Below are 17346 nucleotides of genomic sequence, written 5' to 3' on the forward strand. Positions count from 1 at the left end.
CCAGGATTCCCCCGGACTATGCAGCACTCCGCCTGGCTGTTGCGACTCTTCGGGGAGGGTGAGGAGCCGGAGGGAGCCGGGAGTTCGCGCAACCAGGCCACGCGAGCCGCAAATCCCGGGGGGATAGCCCGCTGGCGTAACGGACCCACGCGCACCGCAACGAGTGTGGACGGGGCCAACGAGTTGGCTCCCCACGTGCTGCTCGATTGGGACAGCGCGATGACCAGCGGATTCGAGCTGTGGACCTCTCGGCTCGCGTCGGAGGTCCTGCTCGACGAAGCGCTGGCCGACGGACAGAGATGGTTGACGCGCCCGTGGCCCGGAGCCCAGCAGAAACTGCCCGACCTCCCCAAGCAGCCCGACGCCGGCAGATTCGCGAGTGGCCGCAGCCAATGGTTACGAGGTCGCCGAACGCGGCCGGCCGTCGAGCGAGCTGATCGAGGCCTACGAAGCGGAACGTGCCGCCCGCGGCGCGCCCGAGGCAGCGCACTTGAGAAGCCGGCGCGGAAGCCGACACCACGGAAGAAGTCGACCGAGTGAGACGACGCGCCATGCGCGTCCATCTCTGATTATCACGTCGGGGCGGGCAACCTCGCAGGTGTCCGCCCCGACATCGTGGATTGTGCTGCGAGGTCAGTTGCCCTGGCTGGTGCCGCCGTCGGTGATCGCGCCGGCGGCGCAGTTGTACGGGTTCTCGCCGTCGGCCTCGTGCTCGCCCGGCGACAGGATCGGCACGCCGATGCCGTTGAGCGAGTCACGGATCGGAACCTGCACGCCGAGGACGTTGACGTCGTTGCCGCAGATGCCCGGCGTCACGTTGACGTTGTGCAGGACATCAGTGTTGTCGAGATTGACCAGGCCGACCTGGCCGGAGTCGACGCCGTGCTGGCCGAGGTCGCCAGGGGTGTCGGCAGCGGCGACCCCGCCGGTGAGGAACGCGCCGGCGGCGAGGGCGCCGGTGATCAGGCCGATCTTCTTGATCATGGAGATCTCCTCGAGTGAGAACGAAACGGGGATCGACGACGTCGGATGACCGGGTGGTGAAAGCGTCGTCGGTGGGGAGGGTGCACGCCGCGGCCGCGATTCACGCGCAGGCCCCTCGATCGTGTTGCGGGAAGTCTTCGAAATCCAGCGACATTGTAGCTATATCGGGTGAATCGACTACGTCATGCTCGATGTGTGCTTATTCGATCTTGGAAGCGAGTTCCTGCTGGTCGGCGACGTGGCTAGCGGTGCTCGAATGGACTGAATTCGGATCCGTCGGGCTCCCTGAGTGGGGTAAAGCAGAAGTGGTGAATGGCGTGTGGTTATGGTGGAGCGGCCGAATCGGCGTGATTGATCGCCGATGGCAGAAGCGTCGGTAAACAGACGGGGATCGAGATCGTGACGAGTGCGACGAGGCGGGGAGGCGACACGGTGCATGCCGGTCGAATCCTCGCGCGTGCGCTGGTCGTGATCGGGGGCGCTGCTGCGGTCTCCGCGATCGTGTGGCTGACAGCAACGGCATCGGCCAGCACTGTCACCCAAGTCACGGATGGGCCGATCGGGTCGGGTACCCAGGCCGTCGTGACAACCGCCGGCGACGCGCAGTCGCCCATGCTCGCGCAGGTGACTGGCTCCGTTCCCCTGGTGCGGCGCGCTCACGACGCCGCGACACCCACCCTTGCCCGTGTGCGCGACCTGTCTGGAGCAGCCGCGCAGACGGGCCGCTTGGCTGACGTCCTCGAAACAAGCGTCACTCACGCGGCGGCTTCGGTTCCCGCTACCGTCCTCGCGGTCGGGCGCATCGCCGTGACGGCGACCGACCTGACGGGACTGGCTGCGCAGGCCGACGCCCCACGCGACCACGTCGAACAGTCGCCCCTTGGTCCCGATGTAGTGGGGCGGAACGACGCCACGCGCGCACCGGCGGACAGCGGAACGCGGGAACGATCGGCCGGGCTCTCCCCGGTGGCGATCCCAGTCCGCGCCGCCACGACAGCGATCGCCGGTCAGGCGCACGCTGACCACGGATCCGATCACGGCGCAACTGGGCGCGGACGTTCCTGGCTGCCGTCCTGCGTGGTTCCGGCCAATGCCGGTCTCAGCGCCGGCCACGACCGCGGTTGTGGCGACGCGGTGCAGCCACCTGCCGCGGACCACCCGCAGCCGTCGCACCGCCGAAATGATGTGCTGCGCCGAGCTGTGACAGCGGCGGAAATCCAGCCCGGCATCACGCCGGACTGACACACACTCCGGCCCTCCGGCCCGCAAACCCGCGTCGGCAGTTCGCCTGCTCGCATCGGGTGTCGTCACGGCGCCGACCCATACCGGACTTCCGCGGGTGAAGCCGGCGTGCGCTTTCGTTGCCGGCGGTTCATCCGTCGACGCCTTTGCTGTTATTCAGTAACCGTTTGCCATTTTCTATTGTGTTGTTCGAAGGAGTATTTGTCATGCGTATCCAGACGAAGCGGACCCTGCAGGTCGCGTTGGCCAGCGGCGGCCTGCTGATGGTGGGCACCGGCGGCGCGTCCGCGGCCGAAACTGTCACTCCCGATGTGCCGGCCTCGTCGCTGGACCAGCTTGTCATCAACCCCGGGCAGCACGGTGTCGCCGACGCGGTAAACGGCGTTACCAACGGCCTTGAGGCGACTCAGTCGCAGGCCGCGGCCGGTGTGCTGCCCGCCGCCATTCAGCAGAGCCCGGCCCCGGCCGCCGAGGCTCCGGTCCCCGCCGGGGTCCTGCACATGGTGCCGGTGCACCTGCTCCAGCACGATCCGGCGCCGAGCGCCGACGTGGACGGCGATCTGCCGGAACAGGACCTCAACGCACCGCTGGGCGGTGAGCTGGCGGCTACCGACCTGCCCGTTCTGCCGGTTACCGCGCCGCTGACGGCGACGCCGGACACGATGCCGGGCCGGGCAACGGTCACGCCGGTCGACGGTCAGCTGACGGCGCTGCCGCTGCGCGGAGAGGTCTCGACCCAGCCCCTGAACCCCAATGCAGGCACCCGGGTCACCGGATTGCACACGTCCGGCGCTTCGGCCGGGGCAGTTCAGTCGGCGGCGCCGGTCCTGCCGCCCGCGATGCCGACCTACGACCGGCGCGCGGACACGCCGGCAGCAGGGCTTCCGCTGCTGGGCGGACTGCTGCCGAGCACCAACGGAGTTCTCCCGTCGGGGGTGCCGGCGCTGAACGGGGTGTCCGACGTGACCCGGTTGGCCTCGCTCACCGGGCTGACCCAGCTGGCCGGGAGCACCCCGCTGACCCACGGCGGGCGCTACAACACCGGTGCGGTCACCGCCCCGCTGACCCAGCACGGTCCGGGGACCCTCGAGTCGGCAACCGCGCTCCTGGGCAAGTAGCAGCACACCGCATCCACGTTCAGGGCCGGAAGCCCACGCTTCCGGCCCTGACGTCTGCCCACGGCCGTGAGGCGAAGGAACGCGTGGGGGGCGCGCCTCCCTTCGGCAGCGAGGAGATGGTTACGTCGAGGTCGGGTGGCGACGGCTGCTTGCGGGCGGGTCGTCGGCGGGGCGCGGGCGCGTTTTCGGCGGCGATCCGTTCCCGGGCGTGGCGCGCTTGCCGCCGGTCAGCCCGCCGATCGCGGACAGGAACGGGGTGTCGGTCGGGGTCAGGGCGAACGACTCGCCCACGAAGTTCGGGGCGTTGTAGTAGTCGACGGCCGGTGGCTCGGTCGCCGTGGCAGGAGCACCGGTCTGTGTGCGGGACACCGACGCATCGGTAGCAGACGGCGGAGCGGCACCTTCGCCGGGCGGTGCGCCGGAACGACGGAATCGGTCATAGGCGTGGCTCCTGGAATGAGGATCTGCGACGATGGCAAGGTGAAGACCTTCTCGCCACGCGTCTGGGGTGTCGCCGCTCTGGCGTGCTCGGGTGGTGCGCAGGTATTCGCGGGAATGGTCGGCAACCTGCTGTTGCAACTGGCCTTATTGCTGCTCACGATGCTTGGCGCGGGTGTCGGCGCCTGGCTCGCCGACAGCGACGCTTCAAAAAAAATTCTCCGACGGACGGATTGGCAGATTGTTCAACAATCTGAAATTTAGGTTCGGAATGTGTCGCTGTCGGTTCAGTTTGGTTGAGAGCAGATGTGCTCAGCGGAGGTAGTCGAGCCGGCGCAGTAGCTCGACCAGCTGGTCTTGTCGTGGGCGGTGTTGCTCAGCTGCGCCGGGGTAGGCCGCGCCGTGCCCGCGGTGCGGTAGCGGCTACCTCGGTTGGCGACGTTGCCGAGCTGGCCGCCGGCACCCGCGCACCGTGGTGGCCTCGCGGGTGTACTCGTGGCCTCCGGCGGTGTAGATGGCGTCGTGTGGGCGCGCGTCGACGCTTCTCGTAGCCTGGCAGGTAATTGACCACCACCCGGGCGAGACTCTGCTTGGGGGCTGATTGTCGGGGTGACCGGCTCACTGGTTCGGATGGCCGTCATCGTTCGCGGCGCCAAGCAGGGCAAATGGGACAGCCGCCACGTCACCAACCGTGCCGGACGGCTGATCCCGTTCGCTGCGTGCATCGGCTCGCTGGCGGTCGGCTTCGTCGTCCTGCTGGTCGGCAACGCCCCGCATGAGATGATCGCGCTGGCCGCAGCGGAACACGCCTGCCTGGTCGCCGCGCTGGCGGTCAGCTTCGGCCTCCGGTTCAAGATCTCGGTGCACGCCATCGTCGTACGCCGGTGCGACCGTCGTGCTGATGAAGGTCCACGGCTCGGGCTCGCGTTCTACACCTACTGCTCGGTCGACCTGCTGGGCGTCCCGATCGCGTGCACCGGGACCGACGCCGCCCACGCGTCGCGCGTCTACTAATACGTCCTCACCGGGGTCGGGCTCGGAGTCGACTGCATCCTGCGCTGACCGGGTGCCCGAAAAGCACCCGGCGGTCCGGACCGTCGGCCGCAGGTCAGAGCCGGCTCATCGCCTCGGCCACGTATTCAACCTGATCCGGCGTCGTCACGATACTCGGCGCCAGCCGAACGTATTCACCTTCACCAGGTGAGGTCGTGGCCACGATCCCATGGTCGGTTCGGAGCTCGTCGACGACGTTCGCCGAATCGCGCCCGGCGATCTTGCAGGAGACGATGCCGGCATGTCGGCGGGCGTCCGCGGGAGTTGCGACCTCGACCCCCGCAGCGCCGAGCAGGCCGATCATCTGGGTCACCTGGTCGCTGATGTACTCACTGATCGCAGGCTTGCCGATCGGATTGACGAACTGGAAGACGTCAGCCAGAGACCAACGATGCTCGAACGAGTGAAACCCGCCGGGGGTGCCGATGATTCCCGGGAATCCGGTCGGCTGTTCGCCGGACATGACACCGAAGTTCGGTATCAACGGCTGAACGTTGTTCCAGCCTGCGGTGCTTCCCCAGACGAATCCGGTTCCTCGCGGGCCGAAGAGCCACTTGTGCGCCCCGGACACGAGGAAGTCGCAGCCCAGTTCACTGATCGAGAAATCTTCGACTCCGACAGCATGGACCGCGTCCACGCAGACGACTATTCGTTCGTGCTCCGCACGATCTTCGTTGATACGCCGGATTTCGCCGCAGATTTCCTTGACGGGAATCTTGACTCCGGTCGCGGAATGGACCCAGGTCAGAGCTAGGCATCGGGTGTTGCCGGTGATCGAGCCGATGAGCGCCGCCACCATCTGGTGTTCCTCGGCGGAACGCGGCTCGGAGTAGAGATCGACCTGGCGGACCGTCGTACCCGATTGGGTGCTCTTCAGGCGCAGGCATTCATAGGTTGAGTAGAATTCGTGGCTCGTCGTCAGAATTTCCTGACCGGGACGGCACTTAAGGCCGAGGTAGACGAGGGCAAGGCCCATCGTCGTACTGTCGGTGAGTGCCACTTCTTCCGGTGGGCAATCCAGGTATCCGGCTAGTTCGGCCCGCCCCTTTTCTTCACGGAGTTTATTCTGCCGGTAGTAGCCGACCGGGTCGCGGTCCAGCCCTGTCCGGTGCAGTTCGATGGCCTCTCGCACGACCCGGGGGTGGCTGGCGATGATGAACGGAGCGAAGTGGAGCAGGTCGGTCCTCAAAGCGAACTGGGCTCTGACCCACTCCCAGTCCACTGAACCGCCGCCCGGCCCAACTGGCGGGCCACTGTCCGGGCGGGACCTGTGAAAGCCCGTGATCGCACTCGCTGTAGCCGCCGCGATCACGCGTCGCCTGGACCAAAGCGAACCGGGTAGCCGTCCCTCTGTGATGTGCACGAAACCTCGCAATCAGTCGGGCCGCTTTCCCTGGTACCCCTTGGACGCCATGAGTTCCAATACCTCCTGTTCGAGAGTGTCTCGCCGCATATGGCGTTCGATCAATTGGCTGGGAATGGCGGAGTCGTCCCTGATGATGGCCAGGAAGACATGTTCGACGCCGACGTGGGAGTGGCCGAGCTCCTCGGCGATACGATGTGCCGCTTCGGACACCTCGACGTACCTGGGTGTCATCTTGAGATCGGCTGTTGAGTCCATGTCCGGTCCTCTCGAATCCGCGTGCGGGAAGCGGAAGTATCCTACTGCTCCCCGCGCGCGGTGTAAATCGACCGTCGAGAAGGTTCGGCTACAGATTCACGGCATCTGTCAGCACATTAATGTTTTGGAGGGCAATCCCTGTCCGTATCGAGTGTCGACCTGCCCCTCACCGGCTAGGTCGGTCGGCGCGAGGCATCCTTGATCGCTGTACCAAGCGAAACCGCCGAAGTTGATGAAGAACTCGCAACGCCATAGTTGCCCGTTGTCGTCGTGGATCCACTGACCGTCGTTTGCCGCGCCGCAGTCGGGCATCCAGGGACATTGGTAGATGCTGGTGTTCCCTTCCTTGCAGTAGGCATTCGACTCCACCGAGGCCGGCTTGGCTGAAGAATCGTGGACGGCGACGATGGTGGAAGCGGTGGTCGATGTTGACGCTGAGGCCTTCTCTGTCGCGTTGGCCGGGGTTGACGTGACGGTCAATGCCAGGAACGTCAGTGCAAAGGCCGCAAAAAGTACCAATGCTTTGCGCACGATATTTCCCCTCTTTTTGGTGATCCAACTCCGTTGCTGTCGGCTGTGAGAAAATCACCTCCTCTCCCCAATGGGCGTGAACTGTACTCTCGTGATCAGATGGCGCCATAGATCCGATCGGGTGATTTGATCACGAAATAGACTCCTGATACGAATATCGCAAATTTGTCGGAGACCTGATGATGATTCATTCCTGCCGGGTCGGGGTGAACAACCGTGCCGGCGATGCACCTGGCTGAACATCAACCGCGACGGAGGCCCGTGGCCGGTCGGGAACTGGCAGGGAAACACGTCTCACTACAACCGCAACGACAACATCGGCTCCTTGCGCACCGGCGCCCGCTGAGAACGAGGAGCAACGGTGATGCGTTGGCTAGTCACTTTCTACGCCGCGGTGGGACTCATCGCGCTGGTGGCGGTCGCGCCGGCAACCGCCAGCCCGGCGAGGCTCCTGAACACCGACGAACGCGCATCGATCATGGCGTTCGACGACCGCCCGGCTGAATGGTTCTGCGTATGGGAAGGCTCCGGCGGTACCGGGAGGACGGCAACCTTCCAGCTCAGTGTTCCGGATCTCGGGGACTTACAGGAGCAATGCTCAGTACCTGTGGATCGGGGCTCGGGAGGCGCGCGGTGGGCGTACCTTCCCGAGTGATCGATTGATGGTCACCCGAGTAGGCCGACGCTGCGAACGTCGGTCGGGAAGGCAACGCCCGTGCTGAGCGTAATCAATGCCGATGGCTCCCGAACGGCTCCCTGATCGACGAGATCGTCCGCGAGGGCGCGCGGCGGATGCTCGCCGCCGCGCTGGACGCGGAAGTCAATACCTACATAGCTGAGTTGGCCGATCAGCGCGACGAGGCAGGCCGCCGTCTGGTGGTGCGCAACGGCCACCACCAGCCGCGGAAGGTCACCACGGCCGCCGGGACGGTCGAGGTCAAGGCACCGCGCATCAACGACAAGCGCATCGACGAGGCCACGGGCGAACGTCGGCGGTTCTCCTCGGCGATCCTGCCGCCCTGATGCCGCAAGTCCCCGAGGATCAGCGAGGTGCTGCCGCTGCTCGATCTGCACGGGCTGTCCACCGGCGACTTCGTGCCCGCACTCGAGCAGTTCCTGGGCTCCGCTGCCGGCCTCTCGCCGGCGACGGTGACCCGGCTGACCACGCAGTGGCAGGCTGATCACGCCGACTTCCAGGACCGTGACCTGTCCGCGACCGACTACGTCTATGTCTGGGCGGAGGGCATCCGCCTGCGCATCCGCCTGGAGGAAGCCAAGTCGGCCGTGCTGGCGCTGATGGGCGTGCGGGCGGACGGCACGAAGGAGCTGATCGCGATGACCGATGGCGATGGCCGGCAAGACCCTCGTGCTGACGATCGACCGGTACGCGTCGGCGTTCTCGGGGGTTGTCCAGCCCCGCCAGATACGGACGATCATCCGCGCACTCTACTGGTCCTGGTCAAGGAGCGGGAGGCCTCAGCTGCATGGGCCACGACCTCTACATCATCCACAGGTCTTGACTATTACTCAGACCTTGCTCGCCACCACCATGTAGTTCTCGGCCTCAGGGTTGAACGTGCTCATTTCCGCCCGAAGTCCGACCCGGTGCAACTCGACTTCGAGTTCGTCGTATCGGTAGGGCCAGCACGACAGCAGTTCCGAGCGGACAAGAACCGACCCAGCCGCATCAACTTGCGCGACCGCAATCTCGATGTGGTGCTCCTCCTCCCAAAGCGGTGCAATCTCCCAGCGGTAGACCACGACGGCATCACGACCGTTCCGGCGGACGAGTCGGTCACTGATGTCCAGTCGGGAACCTCTGGCCCTCACGAGTTCCCACGTGCGGGAAGTGAGCACCAAGTGCCCGCCACGGCGCAGAAGCCGTGACATCGACTCCAGAGCAGCAACCCTGCCTCTCGCGCCCACGGCATGGTGCAGCGAGTTGCCAACGCAGAACACCATGTCGAAGGTGACGTCATCGAAATGGTCGGGCAACTCTTCCCAGTCCGCCCGCACTGTCCGGACAGATGCCCCGAACTCCCCAGACAACTCCGCAGTCCGACGAACCATCGCTTCGCTGGCGTCAGTTGCGACAACCTGCATACCAAGACCGGCGAGGCCAACCGCCAACTGCCCGGTTCCGCACGAACAATCGAGGACGTGAGCGTTGGACGGCAGGAGACTGAGGACGTCATCGAACGACGCAGCGAACTCGGCCGGAGTCAGCTTCACATCGGAGATGAGCCACTCGTACACCTCGGCAAGCGCGTCATAACCCGTCACAACTACTACCTCCGTCACGCGGCAGACTCACGGTGGCACATCAGTACATCAGCGGAGCAAGTCGTCAGGCGCCGCCCGATTGCCACGGGTCGCCGGTGAACCCGGCCGGACCGACGGGTCCCGCCGGCGGGGCAGGCATGCCGTATGGGATGGGCGGAACCTGGCGCTTGGCCGCGGCGAGCGTGACGAAGCCGAGGACCGCGTTGGCGATGAGCGCGATCAGCAGGAACGGAATCGCGGCCAGCTGGATCACCCGGAACCCCACCGCTTCGGAGATCAGCTGGCCGATGACCGGCGCGAGCACCAGGGCGAGTACGGCGAGCGCGGCGGTCACGCCGGCGACGACGCCGCGTCGCTCGCGGAGCTTCAGGATCAGCGCGACCGTCGCACCGGCGGCCGCGCCGGTGCCGAGCCCCGTAAAGGCACGGCCGACCAGCAGGAGCCCGCCGGCGTCGGCGAAGGCGGCCAGCAGGACGCCGAAGAACAGGAAGCCGAGTGCGGGGATGGTCACCGCCGTGGGGAAGCGGGCGCCGAGCAGGAGCCCGACGGGTACCGCGAGCGCTGCCCCGACCAGATAGGAGACCAATCCGATCAGGAGCAGGCTCTGGCTGGACAAGCCGAGGTTGCGCTGGATTTCCGACATGCCGTCGAACCGGTAGATCACGGTCAGCATGAACAGCCCGATCAGCGCGGCGAGCCCGGGTCCGAACACTTGCCACCAGGCAGGCGCGGCAACCGGGCGAGTGACATGCGGCGTCGGCGGCGTCACGTACATGCGCTTACCGTATCGCCTTGACGCTGTTCCCGGGCAGCTGCTCGCGTGATCGCTCATCGGTTACTTCAGAGGTTCGATGCTGTCGCCATGGTCGGTCTGCACGATGGCTCTGGAGCGTGTTCGCGGGCGTCGCCGGTCGGTGCTCCGGAAGCAAGGACCGGCCGCGATCACGCTACCGCGGCCCTGCGTGCGCACGTAGTCCAGCATTTCGTCATCTCGGTCTTCCTGGGTGTGCGGCACCCAGGAAGACCGGCGCTGTCACGCCTGCTCGGGTCGGCTGCCGCGTCGCCAGATCGCGCGGGTGTTGAGCGTGTCGCCGATGTTCTCGGTCGGGTCGCCGTCGACGAGCAGCAGGTCGGCGCGGAGTCCTTCGGCGATTCGGCCTCGGTCGCCGAGGCCGAATCGGCGGGCTGCGGTCGCCGTCGCAGCGCGCAGCGCGTGGGCGGGCGCCAGGCCGGCGGCCACGAGGTACTGCAGTTCGTGGTGCAGGCTGGCGCCGTGCGCCAGGCCGCCGAAGAAGGTCTCGGCCATGGAGGCGTCGGTGCCGGCCAGCAGGTCCACGCCTGCGACGGCCAGCGCCCGTACGGTCGCCAGGACGTCGTCGAGTTTGCCTTGCGGGTAACGGTTGTAGCTGGATCGCAGGGTTTTTTCCCACTTGTCGTCGAGGCGGCGGGCGACCCGGGGATCGTCGGCGAGGTCGCTGCCGGTGATGCCCATCATCGACGCGTCGAGGCAGACGCACGGCACGACGAACATTCCGGCTTCGGCGATCAGGTCCACGATTTCCGTGGTGTGCGGCTGGTCCATGAATACGTGGACGACGCCGTCGACGCCGGCTTCGGCGGCCATGCGGGTGGCGTCGAGGGTCAGGGTGTGAGCGACGGTGAGGGCGCCGTACTTCTTGGCCTCGGCGACGCCCGCGTCGAGCGTGGCCTGGTCGAGCATCGGCAGGCCGGGGTGTCCTTCGACGCTGCCGTCGTCGATCATGAACTTGATGTAGTCGGAGCCGCGCGCCAGCAACTGCGGGACGTACGCGGCGGCCTCTTCCGGGGTGGTGGAGAACGGCATCAGCGGCATCACCGGCGGCAGGTCGCCGGCCGGCCGGAACCCTTCGGGCATGAGTTCGCTGGGGTGACCTCCGGGTGGGGTGACGGCAAAGCCGGCCGAGCGGACGTCGGCGACCGTGTCGTCCTCGGTGATGTGCGCCCGGTTTTCGCGGGTGTTCATGCCCTGCATCTCCAGTTCGGTGGTGACGCCGAACCGCAGGGCCAGTCCCAGGGTGCCGGGGCCGGAGTGGACGTGTGCGTCGATCAGGCCGGGCAGCAGGGTTGCGCCCCGGCCGTCGACGACCTCGGCGCCGTCGGGCACCTCGCCGCCGATCCTGCGGATCGTCCGGCCGTCGAGGACGACGGTCTGCACCCCCAGCGTCTTCTCGCCGTCGAACACCCGGGCTCCGGTGATGGCGGTGGTGGCCATGGCAGCCTCGCTTCCTCGCTCGTAGTTACATACCTGATGCTATGTAGTTTTGACTTGGTATGCAAATGCGCGGGGTACTACGATCCGGGAGGTGAGCAGTTCCGCCGAAGATTCCCTGCTGGACCAGATCGGCCCGGCCCTGTCCCGGCTGCGCCGCCGCACTCCGGCCACGAGCCGTGACATGTCCCGCAACCTGGTGCTGAACGTGGTCGCCGACGCTCCGGGTGAGCTGACGGTCGGCGGGCTCGCCGCGGAGATGGGTGTCGTGCAGCCGGTGGCGAGTCGGACGGTCGCGGCCTGCATCGCCGACGGCTTGCTGCGGCGGGCGGCCTCCCAGGCCGACGGTCGCCGGACGGTGCTCGAGCTCACCGAACGCGGCGAGGCCGAGCGAACCCGGTTCGCCGCCGACCAGCGCGCGGCATTCGAAGACATCACAGCCACTTGGTCGCCGGAGGAACGCGCCCAGTTTGCGCGGCTCCTGGTCCGCTACACCGCTGACGCCGGCGCGTGGTCCCGCCGCCGGGCGGCGAAAGCGCGGTGACGGAGGGGCGTCGATGCCGACGCGGCGGTGACTTCGGGGCCCGGCGGGGTTGTCAGGAAGGCCAGGCGCATCGGATCGTCATCGGTCAGGTAAGGGTTTCCCTGCCAGACCTTCTCGCCGACAGGGAAGGGCGCCTGGCGGAAGGCTCTCGACCTCGTCCTCATCGGAATCAAGAGTCTCGAAGCCCGTCAGGTCGTCGACACGTCCGCTTTCGCTGACGAGAGGACCGCCCTCGTGCTGCAGCCGCTCCAGTGGCTCCTCGCGCTCCTCGACCTCGGCGGAGTGGGTTGCGTTCGAGCAGGCCCCCTGCCGCCGGTCTGGGAGGCCGTCGCCGAGGTGCTTCGCCGCGAGGGCTACTCAGTGGACACCGGGCTCCTCGCCGCCGAGGAGTTCGGCGTCCCACAGACCCGCTCCCGCGCGATCCTCGTGGCGAAGCGGTCCGGCACGACCGTGCTACCGACGCCGACCTACCGCCCGCTCGTCACGGGACGCCGTACCCGGGCGTGCCGTGGGAGCCGAAGGCCGCGTTCGGCGTCCTTTCCGGCTGTTACGCCTGAGGAAACCGCCGCCACCTGTTACCTTGCGACCGATCAACTGGGGATCCGGGGCGAGGAGAGTCGATGGTGGAAGCTGCGTCGCCGCAGCTCCTCCGGGGGCGCTACCGACTGGGCTCGGTGCTCGGCGAGGGCGGTTTCGGCAAGGTGTGGCGCGCAACGGACGAGCTGATCGAGCGCGCCGTCGCCGTCAAGGAGCTGCGGCCGCCGCCCGGGCTCCCGGCCGACGAGAAAGCGCTGGTCGGGCGCCGCGCGTTGCGGGAGGCGCGCACCGCCGGGCAGATCAGCCACCCTGGGGTCGTCGCCATCCACGACGTCCTGCCCGCTACCGAGGACGACGATGCGGTGTACGTCGTCATGGAGCTGGTCGAAGCCCCGTCCCTCGCGCAGGTGCTGGAGCGCGACCGGCGCCTGCCGGAGGCGCGGGTCGCGGCGCTGGCGGTGCGAATCCTGGAAGCGCTCGCCACGGCCCACCGGATCGGCGTGGTGCACCGGGACGTCAAGCCGGGCAACATCCTCGTCCTGCCCGGCGACCGGGTGAAGCTCGTCGATTTCGGCATCGCGCACGCGGTCGACGAGACCCGGCTGACCCGCGACGGCGTCATGGGATCCACCGCGTACATGGCGCCCGAGCTGTTCCACGGCGAAGATCCCACGCTGGCCGCGGACCTGTGGTCGGTGGGGGCCACGCTGTTCCACGCACTCGCGGGCCGCGGCCCGTTCGACCACCCCGCCGCCGCGGCCGTCGTGCACGCCGTGCTCTACGCCGAGGTCCCGGCGCCCCCGTGCGGCGGCCCGCTCGGGCGGGTCGTCGCCGGGTGCCTGGTCCGCGAACCCGGGCGGCGCCTGACGGCCCAGCAGGCCTTGGCGCTGCTGGGTTCCGATGTCACCGCCCCGCAGGCGCCCGGCACCGAACCGACGGTGCCGCACCCCAAGGCGACCGTCGCCGCGACGGTGCCCCACGGCCCGGCGCCATCACGGGTGAAGCTCCCTGTGGTGCTCACGATCGTGGGGCTGGTCGTCGCGTTCGTGGTGGTGCTGGCCATCGCGAACCCCGGGGACAAGAAGCCGCCGGTGACCGTCGTGCCCGTCACCGCGCTCGGGGACTTGCCGGGCGCGGTGGCGCTGGGCGGGACCGAGGTCACGCAGGCGGCGACGTTCAGTCCCGACGGGCGCGTGCTCGTCACCGCGGTCGAGTCGGCCGTGCAGTTCTGGGACTTGGCCGACCCGGGCCACCCGCGCCCGGCGGGCCGGATCCCGCGGCCCGGGCTGGGCAAGCAGCCCTACGCCGAGCGGTCCGCCTTCCGCCCCGACGGCCACGTGCTCGCCGTGACCGACGACCAGAACGAGAACGTCCAGCTGTGGAGCACCGCCGATCCGGCGCACCCGGCGCAACTCGGGCAGCTGTCGGCGCGGGAGCTGCCGTGCTGCGCCATCAACGCCCTCGCGTTCAGCCCGGACGGCCGGACACTCGCGGTGACCCGCTCGGGCGAGGTGCAGCTGTGGACCGTCGCCGACCCCGCCCACCCGGCGAAGCTGGGCTCTTCGGTGAAGCTGACCGGTGTTTCGTCCGCCGAGCTGATGGCGTTCGGCCCCGACGGCCGCACCCTCGTCGCCGGCCAGGAGGACGTCGGCCCGGTGCTCGTGCTGGACGTGCCCGACCCGGCGCACATCACGACGTCGAGCAGCTCGGACGAGGACGACCTGGCGGCGGTGGCGGTGCGCCCCGACGGCCGGGGCTTCGCGCTCGCCAAGTGGGGTTCGGTCCAGCTCTGGACGGCCGCGGCTCCGGCCCGGACGGCCGGTCCGGCTCAGCAGCACGAGTACGGAGCCGGCGGCTTGGCGTTCGGTGCGGGCGGCCGCGTCCTGACCCTCACCACCCACGTCGGCACAGTCGGGCTCTGGGACGTTCCCGACGGCGGCGAACCGACCTTCAAGGGCGAGGCGAAGCTGCCCGGGACGGCCACGCTCGACGGCCTGGTGCTCGGTCCGGACGGGCACGTCGCGGTGACCGTGACCCGGGACTCGCTCGCCCTCTCGCTGGTGCGGATCGGCTGAGCGTCACGGCGCCCAGGGAACCGTGGCGGCGCCACGCCACCCGCCCGGTGCCCTATCGGCTCAAGCTGACACCACAGCGTCCCGACCTGGTCTTCGCTCGTGATCTCGTCCGGCCGCGGCAGCTGAGTCACTACGACTGCGGCATCGGGCTGCTGGAGCAACTGCATCAGCTCGTCGCCGACGACGGCGAGCCATGCGAACCGGATCCTCCGCTTCCGGGCGTCGACGAGGACGCCGCAGTTGTCGAGCTGCAGTGCGCATGGCGGGAGTATCGCGACCGCGGCCGGTGAGCACGTCAGCCCGCGTCCGGCCGCGCGTCCCGGGCCTGAGGCTGGTCGGGCAGGAATTCGCGCTAACAAGCGTCGAGGCCGGCAGCCACTCTTCAGCCATGCCCTCGCTATCCCCATTCCGGTTGCGGTGGTGAGCTGGGTTCCGCTGTCGTAGCCGGAAAGCGGCGAGGCCGAGTACAGCCGCGGTGTAGCCGCAGAGGACCACGAGCCCGGCCCATCCGGCAGGGGGAAATAGCCTGCGGATGGCACGTAGTGGGCTGTCACCAGCGAAAACTCTTCGGCTGTCTGCTTATAGCCCCGAGGAGGTTAGCAACACATCCTGATTGTGCCGATCGGGCGTCAGTTCTTCTTCAGCTCCTCGGCGAGCATCACGATGATGCCGCTGGGACCGCGGACGTACGTGAGCTTGTAGATGTCCTCATAGGTCGCCACGCCCCGAAGCGGACGACATCCGTGTTTCGCGGCTATCTTGAGGGCTTCGTCGATGTCATCGACTGAGAAGGCGACGCGGTGCATCCCAATCTCGTTGGGACGAGTGGGATTCGACTCGATCGCTTTGGGGTGGATGTACTCGAAGAGCTCAAGGCGACCGTGACCGTCTGGCGTCTGGAGCATTGCAATGTTGGCGTGGTTGCCATCAAGGCCGACGGCAGTGTCGGTCCACTCACCACTGACCGTGTCACGGCCGACGACCGTGAGACCGAGGTCTGTGAAAAAGGAGATCGCTGCTTCGAGGTCGCGAACGGTGATGCCGACGTTCTCAAGTTTGATGGTCACGTGTTGCATGCTACCGAGCCGGGCCGATTAGCTCCGGTGGTGAGCCCGGACTCGATCGAACAAGCCCGGCGCGGTAGACGGTGGCGTGCTTGTCGTATCGGTCCGCGAGTCCTCGCCATTGCTTGATGTGGTCGCTCACCGGCGGCCGAGCTCGGCCGCGAACACGTCCAACGTGTCGTCGTCCAGCCGGCAGTCCAACACCTCGCAGGCATCCTCCAGCTCGCGGCGGACCACCGCCACCGGTCGGCCCGCGAACCCGATGAACACCTCGTCCAGCGCCCACACCAGTGACACCGCCGGCCATTGACACGGCCGCGGCTCACGCCTGCTCACGACGCCACCGTCACCAGCAACCACGCCTGTCGCGTCACGGTTGTAGCGCTGGGCGACCTGCTGGGTTCTCCCCTTTGAGCCGTCGGAACGCGACGATAACCCTGGCACGCCTGAAATTCAGGTTCGGAGGGTGACGTCGCAAGCTTCTATGCCGACAACCTTTGTGGTGCCCTGCAGCCATGGCGATCACTTGAGCTACTCGTCCTGTCCAGGATCCGTACCGGTCCGATAGCGACTCAGATTGCCAGCAACACAATCGCGGCTCCCGCCCCGACCAACCCCAGTACCTGCGTAGCGCGCAGCTCTTCTTTGAGCAGTGAGATTCCTAGCAGTACCGGGATTGCCGGGTACAGCGACGACAGAACGACCGCGATCGCGAGGAGCTGCTGCCGGGTGGCCAACGTGTAGAGCACGATCGCGGCGGCAGCGACGATACCGGTCACCGCGGCGGGCAGGAGGAGTCGCGGGGGAACGCGGAATCGTTGCGGTGTGGAGAGGACGGCCGGGAACAAGGTGAGCGCGGACACGAGCCGGCTGATAGCGATCGGCCACATCCCCGCGGCTGGGTCGACCTGTCCCAGCGCGATGTTCTGCAGCGCAAAGCCGATCCCGGCGATCAACCCGTCGACTGCGCTGTTCGCGGAGTTCGAGTCGTGGTCGCCGCCACCTTCGCGGGCGATCAACCACAATGCCGGCAGTGCCACGACGATACCGGCCCAGGCGGACCCGGAGGGCCGGTCGCCCAGCAGTGCGACGCCGGCGAGAACCGGAAGGGCGACCCCGCCGACGTCGCTGAGCGGCACGACCACACTCATCCTGCCGCGGCCCATGCCGCGGTAGAGGAAAAGCACGCCGATACCAGTTCCCAGGCCGGAGAGGGCACCCCACAACAAACTCGGGGTCTGCACCGTCGGCGCGGCGACCAGAAATGCCGCGACTGCCGTCGCCAGCAGCCCGCTGACCTGGCCGATCAACCCGATCAGCTCTGGACGGGCACGGCGGGACAGCAGCCCGCCGGAGAAGTCCGCGATCCCGAAACACAGCGCTGACAAGAGCGCGAGAGCTTCACCCACGCGCGCAGGCCTGCTTCCGCGGCGCAGGCATCATCACCGACTCGGCCGGAGCGCGCCGGCTTTGGAGATCCCTCATGGCTCTTGCTTAGTGTGCGGCCGCCCGTCGTGAGGTTCACCCCGGGTAGTGGACACCGAGTTAGCAGGACCCATCGTCCTGCTGAAAGGATGTCCTCATGCCTCCTCGCAAGCGCCGGTCCTA

At 67.6% G+C, this 17346-nt stretch carries 20 protein-coding genes and 1 pseudogene; 10 read left to right on the top strand and 11 right to left on the bottom strand.

Annotated elements, in window-relative coordinates; genetic code table 11:
• Positions 1-633: 633 nt before the first annotated feature.
• Entirely contained in the window at positions 634-984 is a 351-nt protein-coding gene (locus AB0M59_RS47415; RefSeq protein ID WP_364628931.1) for a hypothetical protein, read from the bottom strand.
• 351 nt (positions 985-1335) lie between these two features.
• Between AB0M59_RS47415 and AB0M59_RS47420 the strand changes: the two genes are divergently transcribed.
• Entirely contained in the window at positions 1336-2226 is an 891-nt protein-coding gene (locus AB0M59_RS47420) for a hypothetical protein (protein WP_364628933.1), read from the top strand.
• Positions 2227-2432: 206 nt separating this feature from the next.
• The gene (locus tag AB0M59_RS47425; RefSeq protein WP_364628936.1) at positions 2433-3344 is read left to right on the top strand and encodes a hypothetical protein; all 912 of its coding nucleotides are present in this window, start codon (positions 2433-2435) and stop codon (positions 3342-3344) included.
• Between the two features lie 120 nt (positions 3345-3464).
• On the opposite strand, the gene AB0M59_RS47430 is transcribed toward AB0M59_RS47425, so the two are convergent.
• Entirely contained in the window at positions 3465-3713 is a 249-nt protein-coding gene (locus AB0M59_RS47430) for a hypothetical protein (RefSeq protein ID WP_364628939.1), read from the bottom strand.
• Between the two features lie 111 nt (positions 3714-3824).
• Here AB0M59_RS47430 and AB0M59_RS47435 point away from each other — a divergent pair, with 111 nt between their 5' ends.
• Positions 3825-4046 (top strand): hypothetical protein, encoded by a 222-nt coding sequence (locus AB0M59_RS47435; protein WP_364628941.1) that lies wholly within the window; start codon positions 3825-3827, stop codon positions 4044-4046.
• Between the two features lie 366 nt (positions 4047-4412).
• Complete coding sequence (locus AB0M59_RS47440) at positions 4413-4796, top strand: hypothetical protein (RefSeq protein ID WP_364628944.1); 384 nt, start codon at positions 4413-4415, stop codon at positions 4794-4796.
• Between the two features lie 94 nt (positions 4797-4890).
• Here the strand turns inward: AB0M59_RS47440 and AB0M59_RS47445 are convergent, their stop codons facing one another.
• The 3 genes from AB0M59_RS47445 to AB0M59_RS47455 all read right to left on the bottom strand — a co-directional run bounded on the left by AB0M59_RS47445 (position 4891) and on the right by AB0M59_RS47455 (position 6987).
• Entirely contained in the window at positions 4891-6057 is a 1167-nt protein-coding gene (locus tag AB0M59_RS47445) for an aminotransferase class V-fold PLP-dependent enzyme (protein ID WP_364628947.1), read from the bottom strand.
• 153 nt (positions 6058-6210) lie between these two features.
• The gene (locus AB0M59_RS47450) at positions 6211-6456 is read right to left on the bottom strand and encodes a Clp protease N-terminal domain-containing protein (RefSeq protein WP_364628949.1); all 246 of its coding nucleotides are present in this window, start codon (positions 6454-6456) and stop codon (positions 6211-6213) included.
• A 108-nt stretch (positions 6457-6564) separates the two neighbouring features.
• Positions 6565-6987: a hypothetical protein gene (locus AB0M59_RS47455; protein ID WP_364628952.1), complete on the bottom strand. Its 423-nt coding sequence runs from the start codon at positions 6985-6987 to the stop codon at positions 6565-6567.
• A gap of 478 nt (positions 6988-7465) precedes the next feature.
• On the opposite strand from AB0M59_RS47455, the gene AB0M59_RS47460 reads away from it, so the two are divergent.
• Positions 7466-7642 carry a peptidase inhibitor family I36 protein gene (locus tag AB0M59_RS47460; protein ID WP_364628982.1) on the top strand — a complete coding sequence of 59 codons (177 nt, stop codon included), beginning with the start codon at positions 7466-7468 and terminating at the stop codon, positions 7640-7642.
• A 101-nt stretch (positions 7643-7743) separates the two neighbouring features.
• Positions 7744-8334, top strand: a pseudogene (locus AB0M59_RS47465) (transposase); the annotation flags it as partial.
• 180 nt (positions 8335-8514) lie between these two features.
• Here AB0M59_RS47465 and AB0M59_RS47470 read toward each other — a convergent pair.
• The 3 genes from AB0M59_RS47470 to AB0M59_RS47480 form a co-directional block, all read right to left on the bottom strand.
• Positions 8515-9288 carry a class I SAM-dependent methyltransferase gene (locus AB0M59_RS47470; RefSeq protein WP_364628955.1) on the bottom strand — a complete coding sequence of 258 codons (774 nt, stop codon included), beginning with the start codon at positions 9286-9288 and terminating at the stop codon, positions 8515-8517.
• Between the two features lie 46 nt (positions 9289-9334).
• Positions 9335-9982 (bottom strand): MFS transporter, encoded by a 648-nt coding sequence (locus AB0M59_RS47475; RefSeq protein WP_364628957.1) that lies wholly within the window; start codon positions 9980-9982, stop codon positions 9335-9337.
• Between the two features lie 321 nt (positions 9983-10303).
• Complete coding sequence (locus AB0M59_RS47480) at positions 10304-11521, bottom strand: amidohydrolase family protein (protein WP_364628960.1); 1218 nt, start codon at positions 11519-11521, stop codon at positions 10304-10306.
• 91 nt (positions 11522-11612) lie between these two features.
• On the opposite strand from AB0M59_RS47480, the gene AB0M59_RS47485 reads away from it, so the two are divergent.
• From AB0M59_RS47485 to AB0M59_RS47500, 4 genes are all read left to right on the top strand, one after another.
• Positions 11613-12062 (top strand): MarR family winged helix-turn-helix transcriptional regulator, encoded by a 450-nt coding sequence (locus AB0M59_RS47485; RefSeq protein WP_364628962.1) that lies wholly within the window; start codon positions 11613-11615, stop codon positions 12060-12062.
• Positions 12063-12344: 282 nt separating this feature from the next.
• Positions 12345-12788, top strand: a complete 444-nt coding sequence (locus AB0M59_RS47490) for a DNA cytosine methyltransferase (RefSeq protein WP_364628985.1) — start codon at positions 12345-12347, stop codon at positions 12786-12788.
• A complete protein-coding gene (locus AB0M59_RS47495) occupies positions 12683-14674 on the top strand; it encodes a WD40 repeat domain-containing serine/threonine protein kinase (protein ID WP_364628965.1) in 1992 nt (663 codons plus the stop codon). The genes AB0M59_RS47490 and AB0M59_RS47495 overlap by 106 nt, the downstream gene beginning before the upstream one ends.
• Positions 14675-14721: 47 nt before the next feature.
• Positions 14722-14964 (top strand): hypothetical protein, encoded by a 243-nt coding sequence (locus AB0M59_RS47500; protein WP_364628967.1) that lies wholly within the window; start codon positions 14722-14724, stop codon positions 14962-14964.
• Between the two features lie 339 nt (positions 14965-15303).
• On the opposite strand, the gene AB0M59_RS47505 is transcribed toward AB0M59_RS47500, so the two are convergent.
• The 3 genes from AB0M59_RS47505 to AB0M59_RS47515 all read right to left on the bottom strand — a co-directional run bounded on the left by AB0M59_RS47505 (position 15304) and on the right by AB0M59_RS47515 (position 17147).
• Entirely contained in the window at positions 15304-15741 is a 438-nt protein-coding gene (locus AB0M59_RS47505) for a VOC family protein (RefSeq protein WP_364628970.1), read from the bottom strand.
• Positions 15742-15876: 135 nt separating this feature from the next.
• Positions 15877-16074: a hypothetical protein gene (locus AB0M59_RS47510; protein ID WP_364628972.1), complete on the bottom strand. Its 198-nt coding sequence runs from the start codon at positions 16072-16074 to the stop codon at positions 15877-15879.
• 236 nt (positions 16075-16310) lie between these two features.
• Positions 16311-17147, bottom strand: a complete 837-nt coding sequence (locus tag AB0M59_RS47515; protein WP_364628974.1) for a GRP family sugar transporter — start codon at positions 17145-17147, stop codon at positions 16311-16313.
• Between the last annotated feature and the right edge of the window lie 199 nt (positions 17148-17346).

This window comes from Amycolatopsis sp. NPDC051371 (assembly GCF_040682155.1).
Taxonomy (GTDB): Bacteria; Actinomycetota; Actinomycetes; order Mycobacteriales; family Pseudonocardiaceae; genus Amycolatopsis.

Bases quoted from the DNA above. Each gene is read 5' to 3' on its own strand.
- AB0M59_RS47425 (WP_364628936.1), top strand. From the start codon at position 2,433: ATGCGTATCCAGACGAAGCGGACCCTGCAGGTCGCGTTGGCCAGCGGC.
- AB0M59_RS47495 (WP_364628965.1), top strand. From the start codon at position 12,683: ATGGTGGAAGCTGCGTCGCCGCAGCTCCTCCGGGGGCGCTACCGACTG.
- AB0M59_RS47480 (WP_364628960.1), bottom strand. From the start codon at position 11,521: ATGGCCACCACCGCCATCACCGGAGCCCGGGTGTTCGACGGCGAGAAG.
- AB0M59_RS47440 (WP_364628944.1), top strand. From the start codon at position 4,413: ATGGCCGTCATCGTTCGCGGCGCCAAGCAGGGCAAATGGGACAGCCGC.
- AB0M59_RS47415 (WP_364628931.1), bottom strand. From the start codon at position 984: ATGATCAAGAAGATCGGCCTGATCACCGGCGCCCTCGCCGCCGGCGCG.
- AB0M59_RS47450 (WP_364628949.1), bottom strand. From the start codon at position 6,456: ATGGACTCAACAGCCGATCTCAAGATGACACCCAGGTACGTCGAGGTG.
- AB0M59_RS47460 (WP_364628982.1), top strand. From the start codon at position 7,466: ATGGCGTTCGACGACCGCCCGGCTGAATGGTTCTGCGTATGGGAAGGC.